This is a genomic window from Kribbella sp. NBC_01510 (assembly GCF_045040325.1).
In the GTDB taxonomy this organism is placed as follows: Bacteria; Actinomycetota; Actinomycetes; order Propionibacteriales; family Kribbellaceae; genus Kribbella.
This window is the reverse complement of record NZ_CP109418.1, coordinates 147,517-163,805: the sequence shown is the minus strand read 5'-3', so window position 1 is coordinate 163,805 and position 16,289 is coordinate 147,517. Positions and strand designations below refer to the sequence as shown.

At 70.1% G+C, this 16,289-nt stretch carries 16 protein-coding genes; 11 read left to right on the top strand and 5 right to left on the bottom strand.

Features of this window, described 5'->3' with window-relative positions:
* Positions 1 to 35 precede the first annotated feature (35 nt).
* The 5 genes from OG558_RS00795 (at position 36) to OG558_RS00775 (ending at position 5,937) form a co-directional block, all read left to right on the top strand.
* On the top strand, positions 36 to 878 hold the full coding sequence (locus tag OG558_RS00795; protein WP_405068491.1) for an aminoglycoside phosphotransferase family protein: 843 nt from the start codon (positions 36 to 38) through the stop codon (positions 876 to 878).
* Between the two features lie 65 nt (positions 879 to 943).
* Positions 944 to 3,265, top strand: coding sequence for an ATP-binding protein (locus OG558_RS00790; RefSeq protein WP_405068490.1), 2,322 nt, complete (start codon positions 944 to 946; stop codon positions 3,263 to 3,265).
* Positions 3,266 to 3,360: 95 nt separating this feature from the next.
* The gene (locus OG558_RS00785; RefSeq protein ID WP_405068489.1) at positions 3,361 to 3,840 is read left to right on the top strand and encodes a hypothetical protein; all 480 of its coding nucleotides are present in this window, start codon (positions 3,361 to 3,363) and stop codon (positions 3,838 to 3,840) included.
* A gap of 121 nt (positions 3,841 to 3,961) precedes the next feature.
* Positions 3,962 to 4,630, top strand: coding sequence for a DUF4097 family beta strand repeat-containing protein (locus OG558_RS00780; RefSeq protein WP_405068488.1), 669 nt, complete (start codon positions 3,962 to 3,964; stop codon positions 4,628 to 4,630).
* Positions 4,631 to 4,704: 74 nt separating this feature from the next.
* Positions 4,705 to 5,937: a serine hydrolase domain-containing protein gene (locus OG558_RS00775; protein ID WP_405068487.1), complete on the top strand. Its 1,233-nt coding sequence runs from the start codon at positions 4,705 to 4,707 to the stop codon at positions 5,935 to 5,937.
* Here OG558_RS00775 and OG558_RS00770 read toward each other — a convergent pair.
* From OG558_RS00770 to OG558_RS00755, 4 genes are all read right to left on the bottom strand, one after another.
* The gene (locus OG558_RS00770; protein ID WP_405068486.1) at positions 5,923 to 7,164 is read right to left on the bottom strand and encodes an ArgE/DapE family deacylase; all 1,242 of its coding nucleotides are present in this window, start codon (positions 7,162 to 7,164) and stop codon (positions 5,923 to 5,925) included. The two genes, OG558_RS00775 and OG558_RS00770, sit on opposite strands and share 15 nt — an antisense overlap.
* A gap of 23 nt (positions 7,165 to 7,187) precedes the next feature.
* Positions 7,188 to 8,057 carry a phosphotransferase family protein gene (locus OG558_RS00765; protein ID WP_405068485.1) on the bottom strand — a complete coding sequence of 290 codons (870 nt, stop codon included), beginning with the start codon at positions 8,055 to 8,057 and terminating at the stop codon, positions 7,188 to 7,190.
* Positions 8,057 to 9,346, bottom strand: coding sequence for an aspartate--tRNA(Asn) ligase (gene aspS, locus OG558_RS00760; protein WP_405068484.1), 1,290 nt, complete (start codon positions 9,344 to 9,346; stop codon positions 8,057 to 8,059). The genes OG558_RS00765 and aspS overlap by 1 nt, the downstream gene beginning before the upstream one ends.
* 257 nt (positions 9,347 to 9,603) lie before the next feature.
* Positions 9,604 to 11,874 carry a sigma-70 family RNA polymerase sigma factor gene (locus OG558_RS00755; protein WP_405068483.1) on the bottom strand — a complete coding sequence of 757 codons (2,271 nt, stop codon included), beginning with the start codon at positions 11,872 to 11,874 and terminating at the stop codon, positions 9,604 to 9,606.
* 270 nt (positions 11,875 to 12,144) lie between these two features.
* On the opposite strand from OG558_RS00755, the gene OG558_RS00750 reads away from it, so the two are divergent.
* Positions 12,145 to 12,960 carry a hypothetical protein gene (locus OG558_RS00750; protein WP_329480724.1) on the top strand — a complete coding sequence of 272 codons (816 nt, stop codon included), beginning with the start codon at positions 12,145 to 12,147 and terminating at the stop codon, positions 12,958 to 12,960.
* A gap of 101 nt (positions 12,961 to 13,061) precedes the next feature.
* Here OG558_RS00750 and OG558_RS00745 read toward each other — a convergent pair whose 3' ends face one another.
* Entirely contained in the window at positions 13,062 to 13,262 is a 201-nt protein-coding gene (locus OG558_RS00745) for a hypothetical protein (protein ID WP_405068482.1), read from the bottom strand.
* Positions 13,263 to 13,354: 92 nt separating this feature from the next.
* Between OG558_RS00745 and OG558_RS00740 the strand changes: the two genes are divergently transcribed.
* The 5 genes from OG558_RS00740 (at position 13,355) to rsrA (ending at position 16,267) form a co-directional block, all read left to right on the top strand.
* Positions 13,355 to 13,552, top strand: coding sequence for a DUF6767 domain-containing protein (locus OG558_RS00740; protein ID WP_405068481.1), 198 nt, complete (start codon positions 13,355 to 13,357; stop codon positions 13,550 to 13,552).
* A 170-nt stretch (positions 13,553 to 13,722) separates the two neighbouring features.
* Positions 13,723 to 14,523 (top strand): SOS response-associated peptidase, encoded by an 801-nt coding sequence (locus OG558_RS00735; RefSeq protein WP_328518786.1) that lies wholly within the window; start codon positions 13,723 to 13,725, stop codon positions 14,521 to 14,523.
* A gap of 37 nt (positions 14,524 to 14,560) precedes the next feature.
* Positions 14,561 to 15,202 carry an alpha/beta family hydrolase gene (locus tag OG558_RS00730; RefSeq protein ID WP_329480721.1) on the top strand — a complete coding sequence of 214 codons (642 nt, stop codon included), beginning with the start codon at positions 14,561 to 14,563 and terminating at the stop codon, positions 15,200 to 15,202.
* 127 nt (positions 15,203 to 15,329) lie between these two features.
* Complete coding sequence (locus tag OG558_RS00725; protein ID WP_405068480.1) at positions 15,330 to 15,992, top strand: sigma-70 family RNA polymerase sigma factor; 663 nt, start codon at positions 15,330 to 15,332, stop codon at positions 15,990 to 15,992.
* Positions 15,989 to 16,267: a mycothiol system anti-sigma-R factor gene (gene rsrA / locus OG558_RS00720; RefSeq protein ID WP_328518789.1), complete on the top strand. Its 279-nt coding sequence runs from the start codon at positions 15,989 to 15,991 to the stop codon at positions 16,265 to 16,267. The genes OG558_RS00725 and rsrA overlap by 4 nt, the downstream gene beginning before the upstream one ends.
* The last annotated feature ends 22 nt before the right edge of the window (positions 16,268 to 16,289 follow it).

Sequence of the window (16,289 nt, the reverse complement as noted above, 5' to 3'; positions counted from 1 at the left end):
CGAACCCGATCCGGCTGTGACGCGTCTGACGCTCCATGGACGACGAACTCGTACGGACCCTCTTGCAAGAGCAGCATCCGGACCTGGCCGACCTGGGGCTGAAGGAGGTCGTCGGCGGCTGGGGTAACCAGATGTGGCGGCTCGGTGCGGACCTGGCAGTCCGGATGCCCCGGACCGAGGAGGGAACGGAGCTGCTTCTCAACGAGCACCGCTGGGTCCCTGACATCGCCGCCCGCGTTCCGCTGCCCGTCCAGACCCCTGTCCGCCTCGGCAAACCGTCGGACCGGTTCCCGCGAACCTGGTTGGTGACCACCTGGGTAGCCGGCGAACCAGCTGACCACGCACCGATCACAGACCCTGCGGCAGCGGACGTGCTGGCCGACTTCCTGCTGGCCCTGCACACCGAGGCGCCAGCCGACGCACCGGTGAGCGACCGAACCGGTCTGCCGCGGAGCCTGGGGTTCACCGACGTGCACGAGTACGTCGGCCGTGGTGAGGAGATGCGTGCGGTGTGGGCGGACGCGATCGCCGCACCGGCGTGGGACGGGCCGCCGGTCTGGCTGCACGGTGACCTGCACCCGGCGAACGTGGTCGTTGCCGACGGCGCGCTTGCCGGTGTCATCGACCTCGGCGAGGTGTGCGCCGGTGATCCGGCGACCGACCTCGCGGCCGCCTGGATCCTGCTCCCGACCGGCGCCGCCGACCGGTTCTTCGAGCGCTACCCGGCGGACGACGCCACGGTACGGCGAGCTCGCGGCTGGGTCGTGCAGCGGGCGCTGTTCCTGATCGCGATGGGGATCAACGGCGACAAGGGCCTGCCTGGCGGCAAGCCGCACTGGGGACCGATCGGGCTGCAGGCCCTCGAGCGCCTGCTCTGATCGCAGGCCCCGTTGGGCGGGCCATCTAGACTCGGCGCGCTGAAACCGGAGGAGGGCTGGCAAGGGTGCGCGATGAGTTGGCGAGGCAGTTGTCGCAGCTGCGTGATCTGACCGGCCGGAGCCTTCGTGAGCTCGCCCGTGACATCAACGCCAGCAGCTCCTCGCTGTCGCGGTACTTCTCCGGCCAGGCCGTTCCACCCTGGCCGACGGTGGTGGCGCTCTGCAAGGCAGCCGGTCGCGACCCGAGGCCGCTGCGTGAGGTGTGGGAGCGCGCCAAGGACCGGCCTCAGGCGAGCCCGGCTACGGCTCCGCCGGTACGCAATGATCTGCCGCACGACATCACTGCGTTCACCGGTCGCCGGGCGGAGCTGGATGCCCTCCTCGACGCCGCGCGGACCACGTCGGTGGTGGCGATCGACGGCATGGGCGGGGTAGGGAAGTCGGCGCTGGCCGTGCACGCAGCGCATCTACTGACCGCGGACTTCCCCGATGGGCAGCTCTACCTGGACCTGCACGGGTTCACTCCGGGCCGGGAGCGGCTCGAGCCTGGAGAGGCGCTGCGCGTCCTGCTGTCCGCGCTCGGCGTGCCTGCCGGCAGGATTCCCGACGGGCGCGCCGAGCGGGCTGCGCTGTGGCGGTCGGAGCTGGCCACGCGGCGTGCGATCGTACTGCTGGACAACGCCGCGGATGCCGAGCAGGTGCGTGAAATGCTGCCCGGCGCCGGCCAGACCTTCGTCGTGATCACCAGCCGCCGGCGGATGGTGGAGCTGGATGCCCAGCCCGTCTCGCTGGACGTCCTGCCAAGCGAGGAGGCGGCACAGCTGTTCGTCGAATCCGCGGGCGGGGTGCGGCCTGGCGACGTCGACGCGGTACTGCGCCACTGCGGCAACCTGCCGCTGGCCATCCGGGTGGCCGCCGCCCGGCTCCGGCACCGGCCGGCGTGGACGCTCGACACACTGGTGGAACGGCTCCGCGATGGCGAGCTGGTGGCGTCGGACGTGTTCGAGATGTCGCTGCGGCAGCTCGACCCCGCACAGCGGCGGATGTTCCGGCTGCTCGGGCTGGTGCCGGGCGAGGACATCGACGCGTACGGCGCGGCCGCGCTGGCCGGGATCCCACTGGCCAACGCCCGCACTCTCCTGGAGGACCTGGTGGACGTCCATCTGGTCCAGGAGCCCGCAGCCGGCCGCTACCGGATGCATGACCTACTCCGGCAGGCCGCCCGCGCCGACGACTCCGCAGCTGATCCGGTGCCGGCGATCGCCCGGTTGGCCGATTACTACCTGAGCGGCCTACTGGCCGTGAAGAAGCTGATCCTGATCCTGATCCCACTCCCGGTCACCGTGTCACAGCCACCGTCGGCCCTTCCCGACCTGTCCGACCACGACAGCGCTGTCAACTGGATGGACACCGAGTGGGGCAACCTCACCGCGACGTTTGCGCTCACTGTGCAGCTGCGCATCGACCTGGCGGCGGTGGGGCTCGGACAGCTCGCCACGATCGCCCATGCGCGACGCGGTGGTTCAGCGCAGCTGCGCGACGGTCTCGAGGTCACCCTGCCCGCCGCCGAAAGGCTCGGTGACCGCCGCGTGCTCGCCTCGCACCGCTACCTGCTGGGCGTCCTGCTGTTGCGCATGGGCCGGCTGGACGACGCGATGCCGGAGCTCGAGGAGGCCGCCGTGCTGATGGCTGCGGAAGGAGACATCGTCGGCGAGGCCATGGCGCTCTTCCAACTGGGGGAGCTCCGGGAGCAAGTCGCCGACGCCGCGGGCGCCGTCGAGATCCTGGAGCGGGCAGCCGCTCTGCTACCACCGCACGAGGCCGCGGTGGGAGCCCGGGTACGCAGCAGTCTCAGTCATGCCCTCGTGAGCCTGGGGAAGTATGCCGCGGCCCGTGAGATCGCCGCGGACGTGATCGAGACGACCCGAGAGACAGACCGCCAGACGATGCGGATGTGCCTGGACGTGCTCGGCCGAGCCGCGCTGGGCCTCGGGGATGTGAAAGCTGCGCTCGACTACGCCGAACAGGCCGTTGCCGTCAGCCAGGGGACCCATCACGCGATCTTCGAGGCGATCAGCCTCAACGACGTAGCCGTCGCACTACTCCACCTCGGTCGCACGGAGGAGGCGGCAGCCAGGCAGGCCGAGGCCATCGGAATTCTCGAACAGGCCGATGAGCCAGATCAGGTGGCGCGCGTCCACCTCCAGTACGCCGAGGCGTGCTTGGACACTGGCGATCGGGACGCCGCGGCACGGCATTTCCAGGCCGCAGTGGCACTCGCCACTGCTCACGGTTTCGACTATTTGGTGCCGGAGGCGCGTTCGGGGCTGGCCCGCCTGTCCCGTCCCGTCCCGGGACACGTTCCCACCAGCCGTCCGCGACGGTGACTGCGCAGGTCAGCCCTGGATCGGTGGGTCGTCCCGTGTCCCGGAGGGCTCGGCGTGGATTGTGTCGGACAGGCCGCGACATTGAGGCTTCGGTCATGCACACAACCCCTTCGCTGCTCACCGGACTGGACGCGCTGCCCGCTCAGTGGGAAGTGCACGGGACGGTCGCCGCGCCGGTCGAAGCGGTCGTCGGGCTCCTGCTCGCGGTCGCCGAGGGCCGGGTCGGCGATGACAACCTGCTGGTCCTGGCCAGGGCTTCGGCGGCACGCCAGGGCGCGATGACCGTCGTGGCGGGGTCCGGGGCGGCCGGCACCTACCGTGCAGAGCTGGCCGGGCAGGTCGAGCCGGTGGAGATCCAGGTCGACGGTTCCAGACTCGCCGTACAGAGCTGGTACGCCGGCGTGCACGCCGTCACCGCCTGTCCCGAAGGGACCCGGGTGACCCACAGCGTCCATCGCGTCCTCCCCGACCACCCCGGGTTCGCGCCCGGGATCGCCGACCTCGGTCTGCGTGCCCGGATGGCACGTGATCTGCACCAAGTGCTGGGTGTGATCGCCGACCACCTCGGCTGCTGACAACCGCTCTTCCATGGCGTGTCAGAGGACATGTCAGCACGGCGGCTGTCCGGTGTCAGGGCGGCCTTCGATCGTGGTGTCAGTCACCAAGTTCGTCACTAGCGAATCAGGAAGGTACGACATGCCGACTTTCAACACCCCAGAGCCGATTTCCGCAGTTCTGGACATCCCAGCAGGACGCATCCAGTTCATCGCCGCCGACCGGGCCGACACCGCAGTCGAGATCCTGCCCGCGGATCCCTCGAAGGGCCGCGACGTCACGGTGGCGGAGGAGGCCAAGGTCGCGTACGGCGATGGCGTCCTGCGGATCGAGGTTTCGGCGAAGAACCAGTACTTCGGGCCGTCCGGCGCCGTCGCGGTCACAGTGCGGCTGCCTGCCGGCTCCGCGGTCGAGGTGAACGCGGCCAGTGCCGAACTGCAGGCCGTCGGACGGCTCGGCGACGTCGCCATCAGGAGCGATCACGGCTCGATCGATCTCGAGGACGTCGCGGGAGCCCGCATCACCACTGCCGCCGGTGACGTCACTGTCGGCCGCCTCAACGGGCCTGCGGAGATTCGCACCAGCAAGGGCGACATCCGGATCGCCGAGGCCGTGCGCGGCGCGGTCGTACTGCGCACCGACGCCGGCCAGATCGAGGTCGGCGCCGCCGCCGGAGTCTCGGCCACCCTGGATGCCGGCACCCTCAGCGGCCGGATCGAGAACGCGCTCAACAACACCGAAGGCGCCGCCGCCCCGCTCACCATCCGGGCGACCACCAGCGTCGGCGACATCGTCGCCCGCTCGCTCTGAGAAGCACCATCCGGTGGCCTACCTCACCGGCTCCTGACCACCGTTCGTCCGTTCAATCGAAGGAGTGCAACACGATGTCCACCACTGCTACCGGCTTCTCCGCGGCAGGGTTGCGCAGGCTGCACGACGTACTGTCCCGGCATGTCGACTCCGGGAAGATTCCCGGGCTGGTCGCCCTGGTCAGCCGGGGCGACGGTGAGCCGCACGTCGAGACGATCGGGACGATGCGTCACGACGGTGGGCCGGCGATGCGCCGGGACACGATCTTCCGGATGGCCTCGACGTCCAAGCCGGTCTCGGTCTCGGCGGCGATGGTGCTGCTCGACGAGTGCCGGCTGCGACTGGACGACCCGGTGGAGCCCTGGCTGCCCGAGCTCGCGGACCGCCAGGTGCTGAAGCGCATCGACAGCTCGCTGGACGACACCGTGCCGGCCCGGCGGCCGATCACCGTCCGGGACGTGCTCACGTCCACGTTCGGGCTCGGCATGGACATGACGGTCCTCGGCACGCCGATCATGGCCGCGGTCTTCGAGCAGGGCATCACGCCGAACCTGCCGGTGCCGATGCCCGAGCAGGACGAGTGGATGGCCCGCCTCGGCACGCTTCCGTTGATGTACCAGCCCCAAGAGCGTTGGCAGTACCAGATCAGCAGCGATCTGCTCGGCGTGCTCGTCTCCAGGGTCTCGGGACAGTCGTACGACGCGTTCCTCCGCGAACGCGTCTTCGAGCCGCTGGGCATGAAGGACACCGGCTTCTCCGTACCCGCCGACCAGATCGACCGGCTGCCTCCGCTGTACGCGCCGGACCCGCAGACCGGGGAGTTCCACGTGTGGGACGAGGCCGAGGGCGGTCGGCACAGCAGTCCGCCGGCGTTCCAGGGCGGTGGCGGTGGGCTGAACTCCACCGCCGACGACTACCACGCGTACCTCCGGATGCTCTTGAACCACGGAACGCATCAGGGCGAGCGGATCCTGTCCCGACCGGCCGTGGAGCTGATGACCACCAACCGCCTGACAGCCGAGCAGTTGGCGGCCCGGGAGGCCTTGGCCCGCGACAACGTCCACATCTCGTTCGGCCAGGGACAGCACGGTGGCTGGGGCTTCGGCATGGCCGTGCGCACCTATCGCGGCGACTACGCGCCCATCGGCCAGTTCGGTTGGGACGGCGGAGCCGGTACGTCGACCTACGCCGACCCGAGCAACCAGCTCGTCGGAATCCTGCTCACCCAGGTCGGCACGTCCGCGCCGTACTCGGTGCAGCTCATGCACGACTTCTGGACCACCGTCTACCAGTCACTCGGCGACTGATGCACAGCGGCGGACGACGAGGAGGGCGTAAGCGCGGGCCGCTTGCAGAACCTCCGCGAGGATCACGTGTTCGTCCGCCGCATGCGCGTACCTGACGTCACCAGGTCCGTACTGCAGGGTGGGGATGCCCGCTGCCGCGTACTGACGGAGATCGGAGCCGTACGGCGCGCCCCTGACTTCTGGAGGCGGGCTGCCGGCGTCCGTCACCGCCTGGCGGGTATCGGCGAGGAGCGGGTCGTCGTCCCGGAGGAGGCCGGACGGGAACTCGCCGCCGGGCCAGCTGACCTTGACCGGATGGTCGCGGAGCCAGTCGTCCTTCAGACAGGTCTCCGCGATCGCCGTCTCGAAGGCGGCCCGGGCGTCCGCGAGCGGTTCACCGAGGCGTACGCCGCACCTGCCCTCCGCGACCAGGTGGTCGGGCACGGTGCTCGCCCAGTCTCCGGCCGCGATCGTGCCGACGGACAGTGGGTTGGCGAGGTCGAGGTGGGCGAGGAGCGGATGTGGGTCCCGGTTGCGCGCGGCCTCGAGTTCCTGCAGCGCGGCCAGGATCACGGTGAACTTCTCGATCGCGCTCACCCCGCGGCTGCGGGTCGACCCGTGGGTGGCCAGGCCCGGTACCTCCAGCCGGAAGGTCAGCGAGCCGGCGTTGGCCGGGATCACGGATCCGGCGGTCGGCTCCGCGATCAGGCAGGCCTCGCCGCGATGACCGCGGCGCAGGGTCGCGAACGCGCCGACGCCGCCGTCCTCCTCGCCGATGACCGTATGGACCGCCAGTGGCCTCCGCAAAGTGATGCCGGCGGCAACAACCGCCGCCGTCGCGCCGAGGATCGCCGCGACGCCGCCCTTCATGTCGCAGGTGCCGCGGCCCCACATCACGCCGTCCTCGATCCGCCCGTCGAAGGCGTCTCCCGGCACCACATCCACATGCCCGTTGAGGATCAGCCCCGGCGTCCCGTCCCCGCCGAGCACGCCGACACAGCCCCACGCCTCGCTCCGCTCGACCTCCATCCCCGGGAATTCCGGATCGGCGGTCAACGTAGGCATGTCGATCGGCCACTTGTCGACAATCAGACCAAGCGCCGCCAACCGCTCCGCACACCACGCCTGTACGTCGCTCTCGGCCGGAGTCCCGTCGACACTCGGGATCCGCACCAGGTCACGCAGATCCTCGATCACCCGCGCGTCGTCGACCGCGGCCAGCACCCGCCGCTCCACCTCACTCAGCATGCGCACATCATGCCCCGCGCGGGTCAGGCCTCGAGCAGTTCGAGCACCCGCTGTGCACCCTGCTGGATCAGATCCTGCGAGAACTTCGAGCGTTCGTGAACGAACTCGGCGATCGTCACGTACGCCGACGCCGCGCACACGGCGACCGCCGCCCGTCCACCGGCCCGCAACGCCGCCTCCAGGAACAGTTCGTCGACTCCGGCCGGCGCACCGTCGCGTGCGGCCGACGTCGCCAGCGAGACCAGGTCATAGGCCCGCGACCCACCGCCCGCCGCCTCGATGTCGATGATCCCGGCGATCCGCCCATTGTCGACAATCAAGTTGCCGACATTGAGATCCCCGTGCACGAGATCGTCGTCGGGCAGAACCTCGCCACGGTACGGCCGGCACAACTCGGTGTAGCGGTCGAGCAGCTCGGCGACCTCACCGCCGTACTCGTGCACCCGGCCCCACACACCGTCCCAGTCGTCGAAGACGACGCCGCTCGACCACCCCGACCAGCTCACACCGTCCTCGGGGACGAGGTCGCGCTGCAGTTCACAGATCGCGATCAGCTCCTGGGCGAGCCGCCTGTCCAGCACCGACGCGTCGCGAAGCGGCTCGCCGGTGACGAACTCCTGCAGCTGGTACGGCGAGCCCGCCGCGGTCTCGCCCACGGTCAGCCACGCCGGTGTCGGGTAGCCGACCGTGCGAGCCCGGCGGACCAGCTCGTGCGCCCGCCGGACCCGCGGCGCCCAGCCCGGGGCGGCCGTCCACTTCAGGACGACCGCGGTCTCGCCGTCGGTGAGCTCGTACGCGCCCGACTGCAGCCCACCGGCCAGTTGCCGCACGAGCCGATAATCGGTGCCCAGGGCAACGTTCAGCTCGGCGACAACCGACTCGGTGGTCTCCATCAGGGGGTGAGGCGGTGCAGGTCGCGGGGGAACAGCGTGACCTCGCGGACGTTCTCCACCCCGGTCAATCGGGCCACGAAGCGCTCGAGCCCGATCGCGAACCCGCCGTGCGGCGGCATCCCGTGCTTGAACGCCTGCAGGTACGTGCGGTACGCCGGTGACTCCGCCGACTCACCCTTCGCCTCCAGTGCCGCGACGTAGTCGCTGTACCGGTGCAGCCGTTGCCCGCCGGTGACCAGCTCCATCCCGCGGAACAGCAGGTCGAACGAGTTCGACCAGCGCGGGTCCGACGGCTGCGGATGCGTGTAGAACGGCCGCTTCACCATCGGATAGCCCTCGACCGCGACGAAGTCGCTGCCGTGTTCCCGCAGCGCCCACTCACCCAGGGCCCGCTCGTCGGCCGGCGCGAGGTCCGGCTCGTCCGGGTCCGCACCGGCGATCTTCAGCGCCTCGCTGAAGTGCACGATCGGTACGTCGACCGGGATCTCGGGCAACTCCGCCCCGAGCCGCTCCAGCGCCCCGCCGGCCCGCTCGCCGACCGCGGCCAGCATCCCGGCGACGGTGGACCGCAGGACGGCGAGCACGTCGCGATGGTCCTGGATGAACCCGAACTCCGCGTCCAGCGAGACGTACTCGGCCAGGTGCCGGACCGTGTCGTGCGGCTCGGCCCGGAACACCGGCCCGACCTCGAACACCCGCTCGAACACCCCGACCATCGTCTGCTTGTAGAACTGCGGCGACTGCGCCAGGTACGCCGGGCCACCGAAGTAGTCCAGCGCGAACACTCCTGCCCCGGACTCCGTCGCCGTACCGACGATCTTCGGCGTCTGGATCTCGGTGAAGCCCTGCCCGTCCAGAGCCGAACGGAACCCGTGCAAGGCCGCCGCGGCGATCTCCCACCCGGCCCGCACGACCGGGTGCCGCAAGGCGACCGGCGCGTTGTCGAGTACGACGGGCAGCCCGGCGCCGACCGTGGGTCGCCACAGCTCGATCGGCGGCGTCGCGGCCGGCTCGGTCAGCGGCTCGATCACCGGGTCGACGATCTCCGCGCCGCCCGGCGCCTGTGGGTTGGCGGCGACCGTGCCGGTCACCTGGACCACGGTCTCCTCACCGAGTTCGTCCAGCTGTGCTTGGGTTTCCGGCGCCTTCACGACGATCTGGCTCAGGCCGGATCGGTCGCGCAGGATCAGGAAACTGACGGCGGCGAGCCGTCGTCTTCGGTGCACCCAGCCGGCCACCGTGACGGTCTGGCCTACTGCTGAGGGGATCTCATGGCTGAGAATGCGCATCGCTGTTTCACCTCCAGGTCGTTTCTCGTACCCCGGAGGTGTGGGCGAAGGGGATCTCGCGGTGCCACCACACCTTCACCGGATCGGGACGACCCGGCCTCTTGCCGTGCAGTCGCTCGGGAGTGTCTTCGCCACCGCTCCACGTATCGCCTTCACAGCTACCGGCGACTCTCTCGGACGTGGCGTACGGCGCTACTCGGTTCCGTCAGCGCGAACACCACCAGCGTAGCGACCCAGGTCACCGACCACCAAGTGGGTTACCGCCGCGACGGTGACGGCGGGATCTGCACGGTGTCGGTGTCCTCGCGGCCGCCGACCCGGGCGTGCACGGTGAGCAGGTTGTTCGTGCCGGTGCCCGGCAGCCACGCGGTCCACTCGGAGTTGAACGGCTTGCGGTAGTTGTCGGTCCAGCAGGTGGCGCGGTGGATGTCGCTCGATCGCGAGCAGGTCCAGCCCGGCTCCTGGGAGTTCAGGAACGCCAGGTTGCGGCCCCACGAGATGTCCAGCGTGACCCGCTGGTTGCCGGCCCCGTTGACCTTGAGGAACCGGTTGTAGACGAACGGGTTGGGGTCGGTCTGCGGCGTCGGTGTCACGATCTGCAGCAGCGACTCGTCCGCCTGGACCCCCGGCAGCACTTCGGAGTCGGTGTCGCTCACCAGGCCCGCCGTCGCGGCCACGGTGAACGTCCGCGCCGCCGCGGACCCGTCCTGGGGTACGGCGAAGTCCGCCGGGAGCGGAGCCGGTCGCGCCGGGGTGAGCGCCGTACACGTCTTGGTCGTGGCCGAGCACTTCCAGCCGGCCGGGTTCGCGGCGATCGGCCACTCCAGCGAGGAGCCGTAGCTGATCTTCAGCGTCACACTGGTCCGGTCTGTGCCGGGGGCAACGGTCAGGATCCGGTGGTGGACGTCGGGGTCGGCCTTGCCGTCGAGGATCTTCAGCAGGTTCTCGTCGGTCCGCGGGGGAGCGGGAGCCTGCAGCGTCGCCGAGTCGTCGTCGTACAACCGGCCGGTCTTGGCCGAGACGGTGAAGGTGCGATCGACTGCCGATCCTCCGGCCGGGGCGGTGAACGTCACCGGCATCGACGCGGGGGTGGCCCGGTTGAGCGCCGTACAGGTGCCGGCCGCCTTGTTGCAGGTCCAGCCGGCCGGGTTGCCGGCCAGCGGCCAGTCCAGGGCGCCGCCGCGCTTGAGGCCGATCATCACCGGGTCGGTGTTGTTCGCCGGGGCTTTGATCGTGAGGATGAACCGCACGCCGGCCTCGGCCTGCGTGCCGCCGGCGCGGTCAGCGGGACCGCCGCCTCCGCTCGGCATGCTGATCGTCAGCAGGCCCTCGTCCAGGATCGGTGTCGTCGGCAACGGTGGGGTCGGACTCGTCGTCGTCGCGGTCGGGGACGTCGGCGCGGGGGTCGGCGTCGTCGCGGGCTGGGTCGGCTGGGTCGTCGGCGCGGTGGTGGGCGCCGTGGTGGGCGCCGTGGTCGGTGCGGTGGTCGGCTGCGTCGACGTCGGCTTGACCGTCGGTGGCTTGACCGGGGGCACGGTCGGCGGATTCCCCGGCGGCTGGGTCGGTTGCTGTGCCGGCGGCTTGCTGATCGCGGCCGGGGGAGTGTCGTTGCCGGTCAGCGCCATCGCCGCGAGTACGGCGGCAACCGCGACGACCACGACCGCACCGGCGCCGACCGCCGTACGGGTGCTGTTCTCCGTGGCCTTCTTCCAGCCGGTGACGACGAAGCCGACCAGGCCGACCTTCGCGCCCGAGGCGGCGGCCAGGTAGCCGAGACCCGCGGTGCCCAGCAGGGCCGGGGCGAGCAGCGCGGGCAGTGCGCTGTTGATCTCGACCAGCTCGAGGTAGACCGCGGTGCACTTCGCGCAGCCGTCCAGATGCTCGCGGACGTTGCGGTTCTCCCGCTTGGTCAGGCCGCCCCGGACATACGCGCCGAGTCGCTCGGTGGTCCAGCGGCAGCGATCGCCGGCGACGTCGGCCAGGTGCTGCTGCAGGTAGGCCTGCCGCAGACCCTCGCGGGCGCGGTAGGCGAGCGCGGACACGCCGTTCGCGGTCAGGCCGAGCAGGGGAGCGATCGCGGCCGGCTTCTCGCCCTCGACCTCGGTGTGCCAGAGGACGGCCTGCCACCGCTCGGGGAGGCTCGCGAAGGCCTTGGCCGCCGCACCGCTCTCGAACCCGGTCACCGTCGGGTCGTCGAAGGTCTCCGGCTCCCGCTCGTACGCCGCGATGTCGTCGGTGGCCGTCACCTTCCGGCCGGACCGGATCCGGTCGACGTGTACCCGCCGTACCGTCGTCAGCAGGTACGCGCGGAAGGAGATGTCCGGGCCGCCGCCGGAGCGCAGCGCGTCCAGCACCTTGGCGAACGCGTCACTGGCCAGGTCGTCGGCGTCGTTGGCCGGGACCAGCTGGCGCGCCATCCGCTCGGCCGCGTGGTGGTGGCGGCCGAACAGCTCGCCGTACGCCTCGAGATCGCCGGTGCGGACGCGCGCGATCAGTTCGGCGTCGCTCGGTCCTTCCGGCGTCTCCATCCAGCTCCCCGTGGGTGTGTCACGACTGTCCGTACGGCGATGTAACGGTCCGTCACATAGTTGCCGGGAACAAGGTTCCCACGTGGGACGGATCCGTGCACGTTTCCTGACGCGGAATCGTGCACCTTTCCTGACGAGAGCACCAGCCCGGAAGTTACGCGAAAAAAGTTCTGCGAATCCGCGTCATGAACTCCGCCGCCGCCTGTCTCACCTCCGAACGACGCTTCCGGCCGCCCGGTCGGGAGACTGACGGGATTCTTGAGGAGGGCCATGTCGCTGTTCGCGGACATCCGCAGGCGGTTCGACCTGCGCCCGCACAAGTCCCTGAACCTGGCGGGGTCGCCCGCCCGGAACCGGCCGGAGGCGTCGTCCCCAACCGAGCAACCGTGGGGTTGGGGGGAGCCACACGGCACAGACAGCACCGACCACAGCGCCTATCTCGCGATCGCCGAGGCGCTGCGGGACGGGGCCGATGTCGTGCCTGCATCGGACGAGGTCGGGCGCCAACTGGCGACCGACGGAGTCTCGCTGGTGGAGGCACTTGATGGGCTGAGTGCGTTGTACCGCTCGATCGCCGGGGGCGAGCCGGCTTTCGACGCGGTACGCGCACTCAGTTCCAGCTGGGCCGAGGCCTCGCTCGTCTATCTGCACTCGCTGTCCTGCGAGGACCCGCTGACCGGGCTGTCCAGCCTGGCGCACCTGCGGTCCCGGCTCGGCGAGCTCTATCGAGAGGCGGAACTCCGTGGCACCTCCGTATCGCGATCCCACGCACTGGTGGTTGTCGAGCCGCTCAATCCCCCGGGGACGTCGCCGTTCGATCGCGAGCTCCGGCTGGTCGACGTGGCGGAGTGCCTGCGGATCGTCTTCTGCGGCGGTGACGTACTGGGCCGCGTCGGCTCACACCGCGCGGCGGCGCTCGTCGGCCGCGAGCCGAACCTGCCGGAGCAGGTCGCGACGGCTCGAGCCCTGATCACCCAGTGGCGGCTGGACACCGACGTACCCCAGCTCGCCCGGGTCTGGATCGAAGGACTGCCGAACACCGACGCCATGGCAGGGAGGGTGCTCGACGAACTCGCCAGACCTTAGGACCTGTGTCCGGACGCCAACAGGGGGGTGCCCGGACGCAAAGGCCGGCGGCGGATCGCCCGACACGGGGTGGGCGATCCGCCGCCGCTTGTCCTGATCGCCTAGGTACGGCGCTCGGCCGGCATCGCCGAGGGCTGCGGCCGGGGTGTCCCGCCTGGTTCGGTGTGGATGTACCGCGGCCCGCGGAAGAGCGAGGCGGCAGCACCGACCAGCGACATGCCGATGGCGACCGCGAACACGATGACCAGGCCCTGGTGGAAGGGCGCCGACCGGCCAGGTGATCGCGGTGGTCGAGCGGACACCGGATGGGGGCGAAGGGCCCTGGTGGTAGCGGCCGGAAGACCGTCGTCGCGCTGGTCGGCCGACGGTAGGTTGGAGGCCAGGACGGTGAGCGATGGCCAACGGCGGGAAGCAACCCCAACCACGCTGTCCGATCCGGCTCGGGGAACCCTGCTCACTCTGTGTGCCAGGTGCGACCGGGCCACAGGACTGCTCACTCGTCTACCTGGTGATGTCCGATCCCGCGTTGCGTGACGAGCTGCGCCTGCTGCGCACCGCCGGATCGTCGAGCGGGCCGGCGACGATCGACTGAGCCGGCGGGCCGGTGGGGAAAGAATTCGTCACCAGACGCAAACTTCTCTCCCCACCGACCGAGCCCCGCACGTCACGCGCCGGCCGATCCGCACCTCCGGGCCCACCCGCCCCTGCCGTGAAACGACGCAACGGCAGGAACTGTCCGGCGGCGTCGCTAGGCTGGTCCGTATGTGCGGTAGGTATGCGTCCAGCCGGGACCCGTCCGATCTTGTCGTGGAGTTCGAGATCGAGGCGGGCAACGTCCGCGAGGCCGTGCAGGAGTTGCCGGACAACTACAACGTGGCGCCGACCGATCAGGTGATCGCGGTGGTCGAGCGGAAGAACCGTGAGGTCCCCGACGACACGATCCGCAAGCTGACGACGGTCAAGTGGGGGCTGGTCCCGTCCTGGGCGAAGGACACCTCGATCGGGAACCGGCTGATCAACGCGCGGATGGAGACGGTCGCCGAGAAGCCGGCCTTCAAGAAGGCGTTCGCCACCCGGCGCTGCATCCTGCCGGCGGACGGCTACTACGAGTGGTACACGGCCGAGGAGAAGGTGAACGGCAAGCCCGTCAAGCAGCCGTACTTCATCCACCCGGCCGACGGCGGCGTGCTGGCGATGGCCGGGCTGTACGAGATCTGGCGGGACAAGTCGGTCGAGGACCCGGACAAGGACGAGGCCTGGCTGTGGACCTGCACGGTCCTGACCACCACGGCCACCGACGACCTCGGCCGCATCCACGACCGGATGCCGCTGCTGGTCGAGCGGGAGCGGTACGACGCGTGGCTCGACCCACTGTCGTCGGATCCCGACGATCTGCTCGAGCTGTTGGTGCCCGCCGCCCCCGGCCGGTTGGAGGCGTACGCCGTCTCGAGGGCGGTCAGCTCGGTGAAGAACAACGGACCCCACCTGCTCGACCCACTGCCGCCTGACGGCGTGGATCCGATCGACAAGCCGGCCGCGCCGGAGGAGACCACCCTCTTCTGACGTTTCGTGTCCACTCATTCCAGGTCGTGATGACAGGATGGGCCGGGTGACCGACGAACGGATTGTGCGGACGCCGCATGGGGACGCCCGGATCGTGGCGCATCGGGCCCGGCGGCCGGTGGCGACGCTGGCCCTCGGTCATGGCGCCGGGGCCGGGATCGAGTCCGGTGACCTGGCCTCGCTGGCCGCCCGGCTGCCGAAGCAGGACATCAACGTGTTCCTGATCGAGCAGCCCTGGCGCCGGGCCGGGAAGAAGCTCGCGCCGGCGCCGAAGATCCTCGACGAGGCCTGGATCGCGATCATCGGCCAGCTCCGGGTGCGCACCCCGCTGGTGATCGGTGGCCGCAGCGCGGGGGCCCGGGTGGCCTGCCGGACCGCGAGCGGCCTGGGGGCGTCCGGCGTACTCGCGCTGTCGTTTCCGCTGCACGCACCGGGGAAGCCGGAGAAGTCGCGCGTCGACGAGTTGCAAGCCGCCGGGCTGCCGACGCTGGTCGTGCAGGGGGAGCGGGATCCGTTCGGGACGCCCGAGGAATTCCCTCCGCTGACCGAGATGGCCGTCGTACCGGACGCCGACCACTCCTTCAAGGTGCCGAAGCGGGCGGAGCTGGATCAGCAGGAGGCCTACGACCTGCTGGTCGAAGCCGTGTTCGAATGGGTGAGCCGCGAAGTGTCCGGATAGTGGTCAGCCGCTGACCGGTCCTGCAGGCGGGAATGGCCCCGCGACCGGGCGTGTTGTGACCAACATGATGGCGACGAGAGAGGCTCCGGCGAGGACACCTGGGCAGACCCCGGTATTCTCGATCACGATGCCGACTCCCACCACGACCGAGACACCCGAGCAGCGGACCGCGCGCTTCGAGCGCGAGGCGCTGCCTTTCCTGGACCAGATGTACGCCGCGGCGATGCGGATGACCCGTAATCCGTCGGACGCCGAAGACCTGGTGCAGGACACTTTCGCGAAGGCGTACAGCTCGTTCCATCAGTTCACGCCGGGCACCAACCTGAAGGCGTGGCTGTACCGGATCCTGACGAACACGTTCATCAACGGATACCGGAAGCGGCAGCGTCAGCCGACGCAGTCGCCGACCGAGGAGATCGAGGACTGGCAGCTCACCGCCGCCGAGTCGCACACTCCCGGCGGCCTGAAGTCGGCGGAGGCGGTCGCCCTCGAGCACTTGCCCGACTCCGACGTCAAGGAAGCCCTGCAGACCATCCCGGAGGACTTCCGGCTGGCCGTGTACCTGGCCGATGTCGAGGGCTTTGCCTACAAGGAGATCGCCGACATCATGGGAACGCCGGTCGGCACCGTGATGTCCCGGCTGCACCGTGGCCGGCGCCAGCTGCGTGAGCTGCTGGGGGACTACGCCCGGGACCGCGGTCTGATCCCGACGTCGGACTCCGACGAGAGCGCCGACGCGACGACGCCGGCCGCGAGCACTGACGCGACCGCGGAGAAGGAGGAGTCGTGAGCTGCGGCGAGCACCACGACGTCGACTGCAGTGAGATCCTGCAGCGGGTCTACGTCTTCATCGACAACGAACTCGAGGACGCCAGCACCGACGAGATCCGGCAGCACCTCGAAGAGTGCGCCCCCTGCCTGGACGAATACGACCTGGAACGCTGCGTCAAGAAACTGGTCCACCGCTCCTGCGGCTCCGACCACGCCCCCGACGCCCTCCGCCAGAAGATCCTCCTCCGGCTGACCCAAATCCAAGTAGAAACCACCATCACCACCACGGACTGATCGACAGCCGAGGTCTGGCTCG

What these genes read in the sequence shown, in the direction of transcription:
- OG558_RS00795 (WP_405068491.1), top strand. Translation starts at nt 36, where the DNA reads ATGGACGACGAACTCGTACGGACCCTCTTGCAAGAGCAGCATCCGGAC.
- OG558_RS00785 (WP_405068489.1), top strand. Translation starts at nt 3,361, where the DNA reads ATGCACACAACCCCTTCGCTGCTCACCGGACTGGACGCGCTGCCCGCT.
- OG558_RS00780 (WP_405068488.1), top strand. Translation starts at nt 3,962, where the DNA reads ATGCCGACTTTCAACACCCCAGAGCCGATTTCCGCAGTTCTGGACATC.
- OG558_RS00775 (WP_405068487.1), top strand. Translation starts at nt 4,705, where the DNA reads ATGTCCACCACTGCTACCGGCTTCTCCGCGGCAGGGTTGCGCAGGCTG.
- OG558_RS00770 (WP_405068486.1), bottom strand. Translation starts at nt 7,164, where the DNA reads ATGCTGAGTGAGGTGGAGCGGCGGGTGCTGGCCGCGGTCGACGACGCG.
- OG558_RS00765 (WP_405068485.1), bottom strand. Translation starts at nt 8,057, where the DNA reads ATGGAGACCACCGAGTCGGTTGTCGCCGAGCTGAACGTTGCCCTGGGC.
- aspS (WP_405068484.1), bottom strand. Translation starts at nt 9,346, where the DNA reads ATGCGCATTCTCAGCCATGAGATCCCCTCAGCAGTAGGCCAGACCGTC.
- OG558_RS00755 (WP_405068483.1), bottom strand. Translation starts at nt 11,874, where the DNA reads ATGGAGACGCCGGAAGGACCGAGCGACGCCGAACTGATCGCGCGCGTC.
- OG558_RS00750 (WP_329480724.1), top strand. Translation starts at nt 12,145, where the DNA reads ATGTCGCTGTTCGCGGACATCCGCAGGCGGTTCGACCTGCGCCCGCAC.
- OG558_RS00740 (WP_405068481.1), top strand. Translation starts at nt 13,355, where the DNA reads ATGGCCAACGGCGGGAAGCAACCCCAACCACGCTGTCCGATCCGGCTC.
- OG558_RS00735 (WP_328518786.1), top strand. Translation starts at nt 13,723, where the DNA reads ATGTGCGGTAGGTATGCGTCCAGCCGGGACCCGTCCGATCTTGTCGTG.
- OG558_RS00730 (WP_329480721.1), top strand. Translation starts at nt 14,561, where the DNA reads ATGGGCCGGGTGACCGACGAACGGATTGTGCGGACGCCGCATGGGGAC.
- OG558_RS00725 (WP_405068480.1), top strand. Translation starts at nt 15,330, where the DNA reads ATGCCGACTCCCACCACGACCGAGACACCCGAGCAGCGGACCGCGCGC.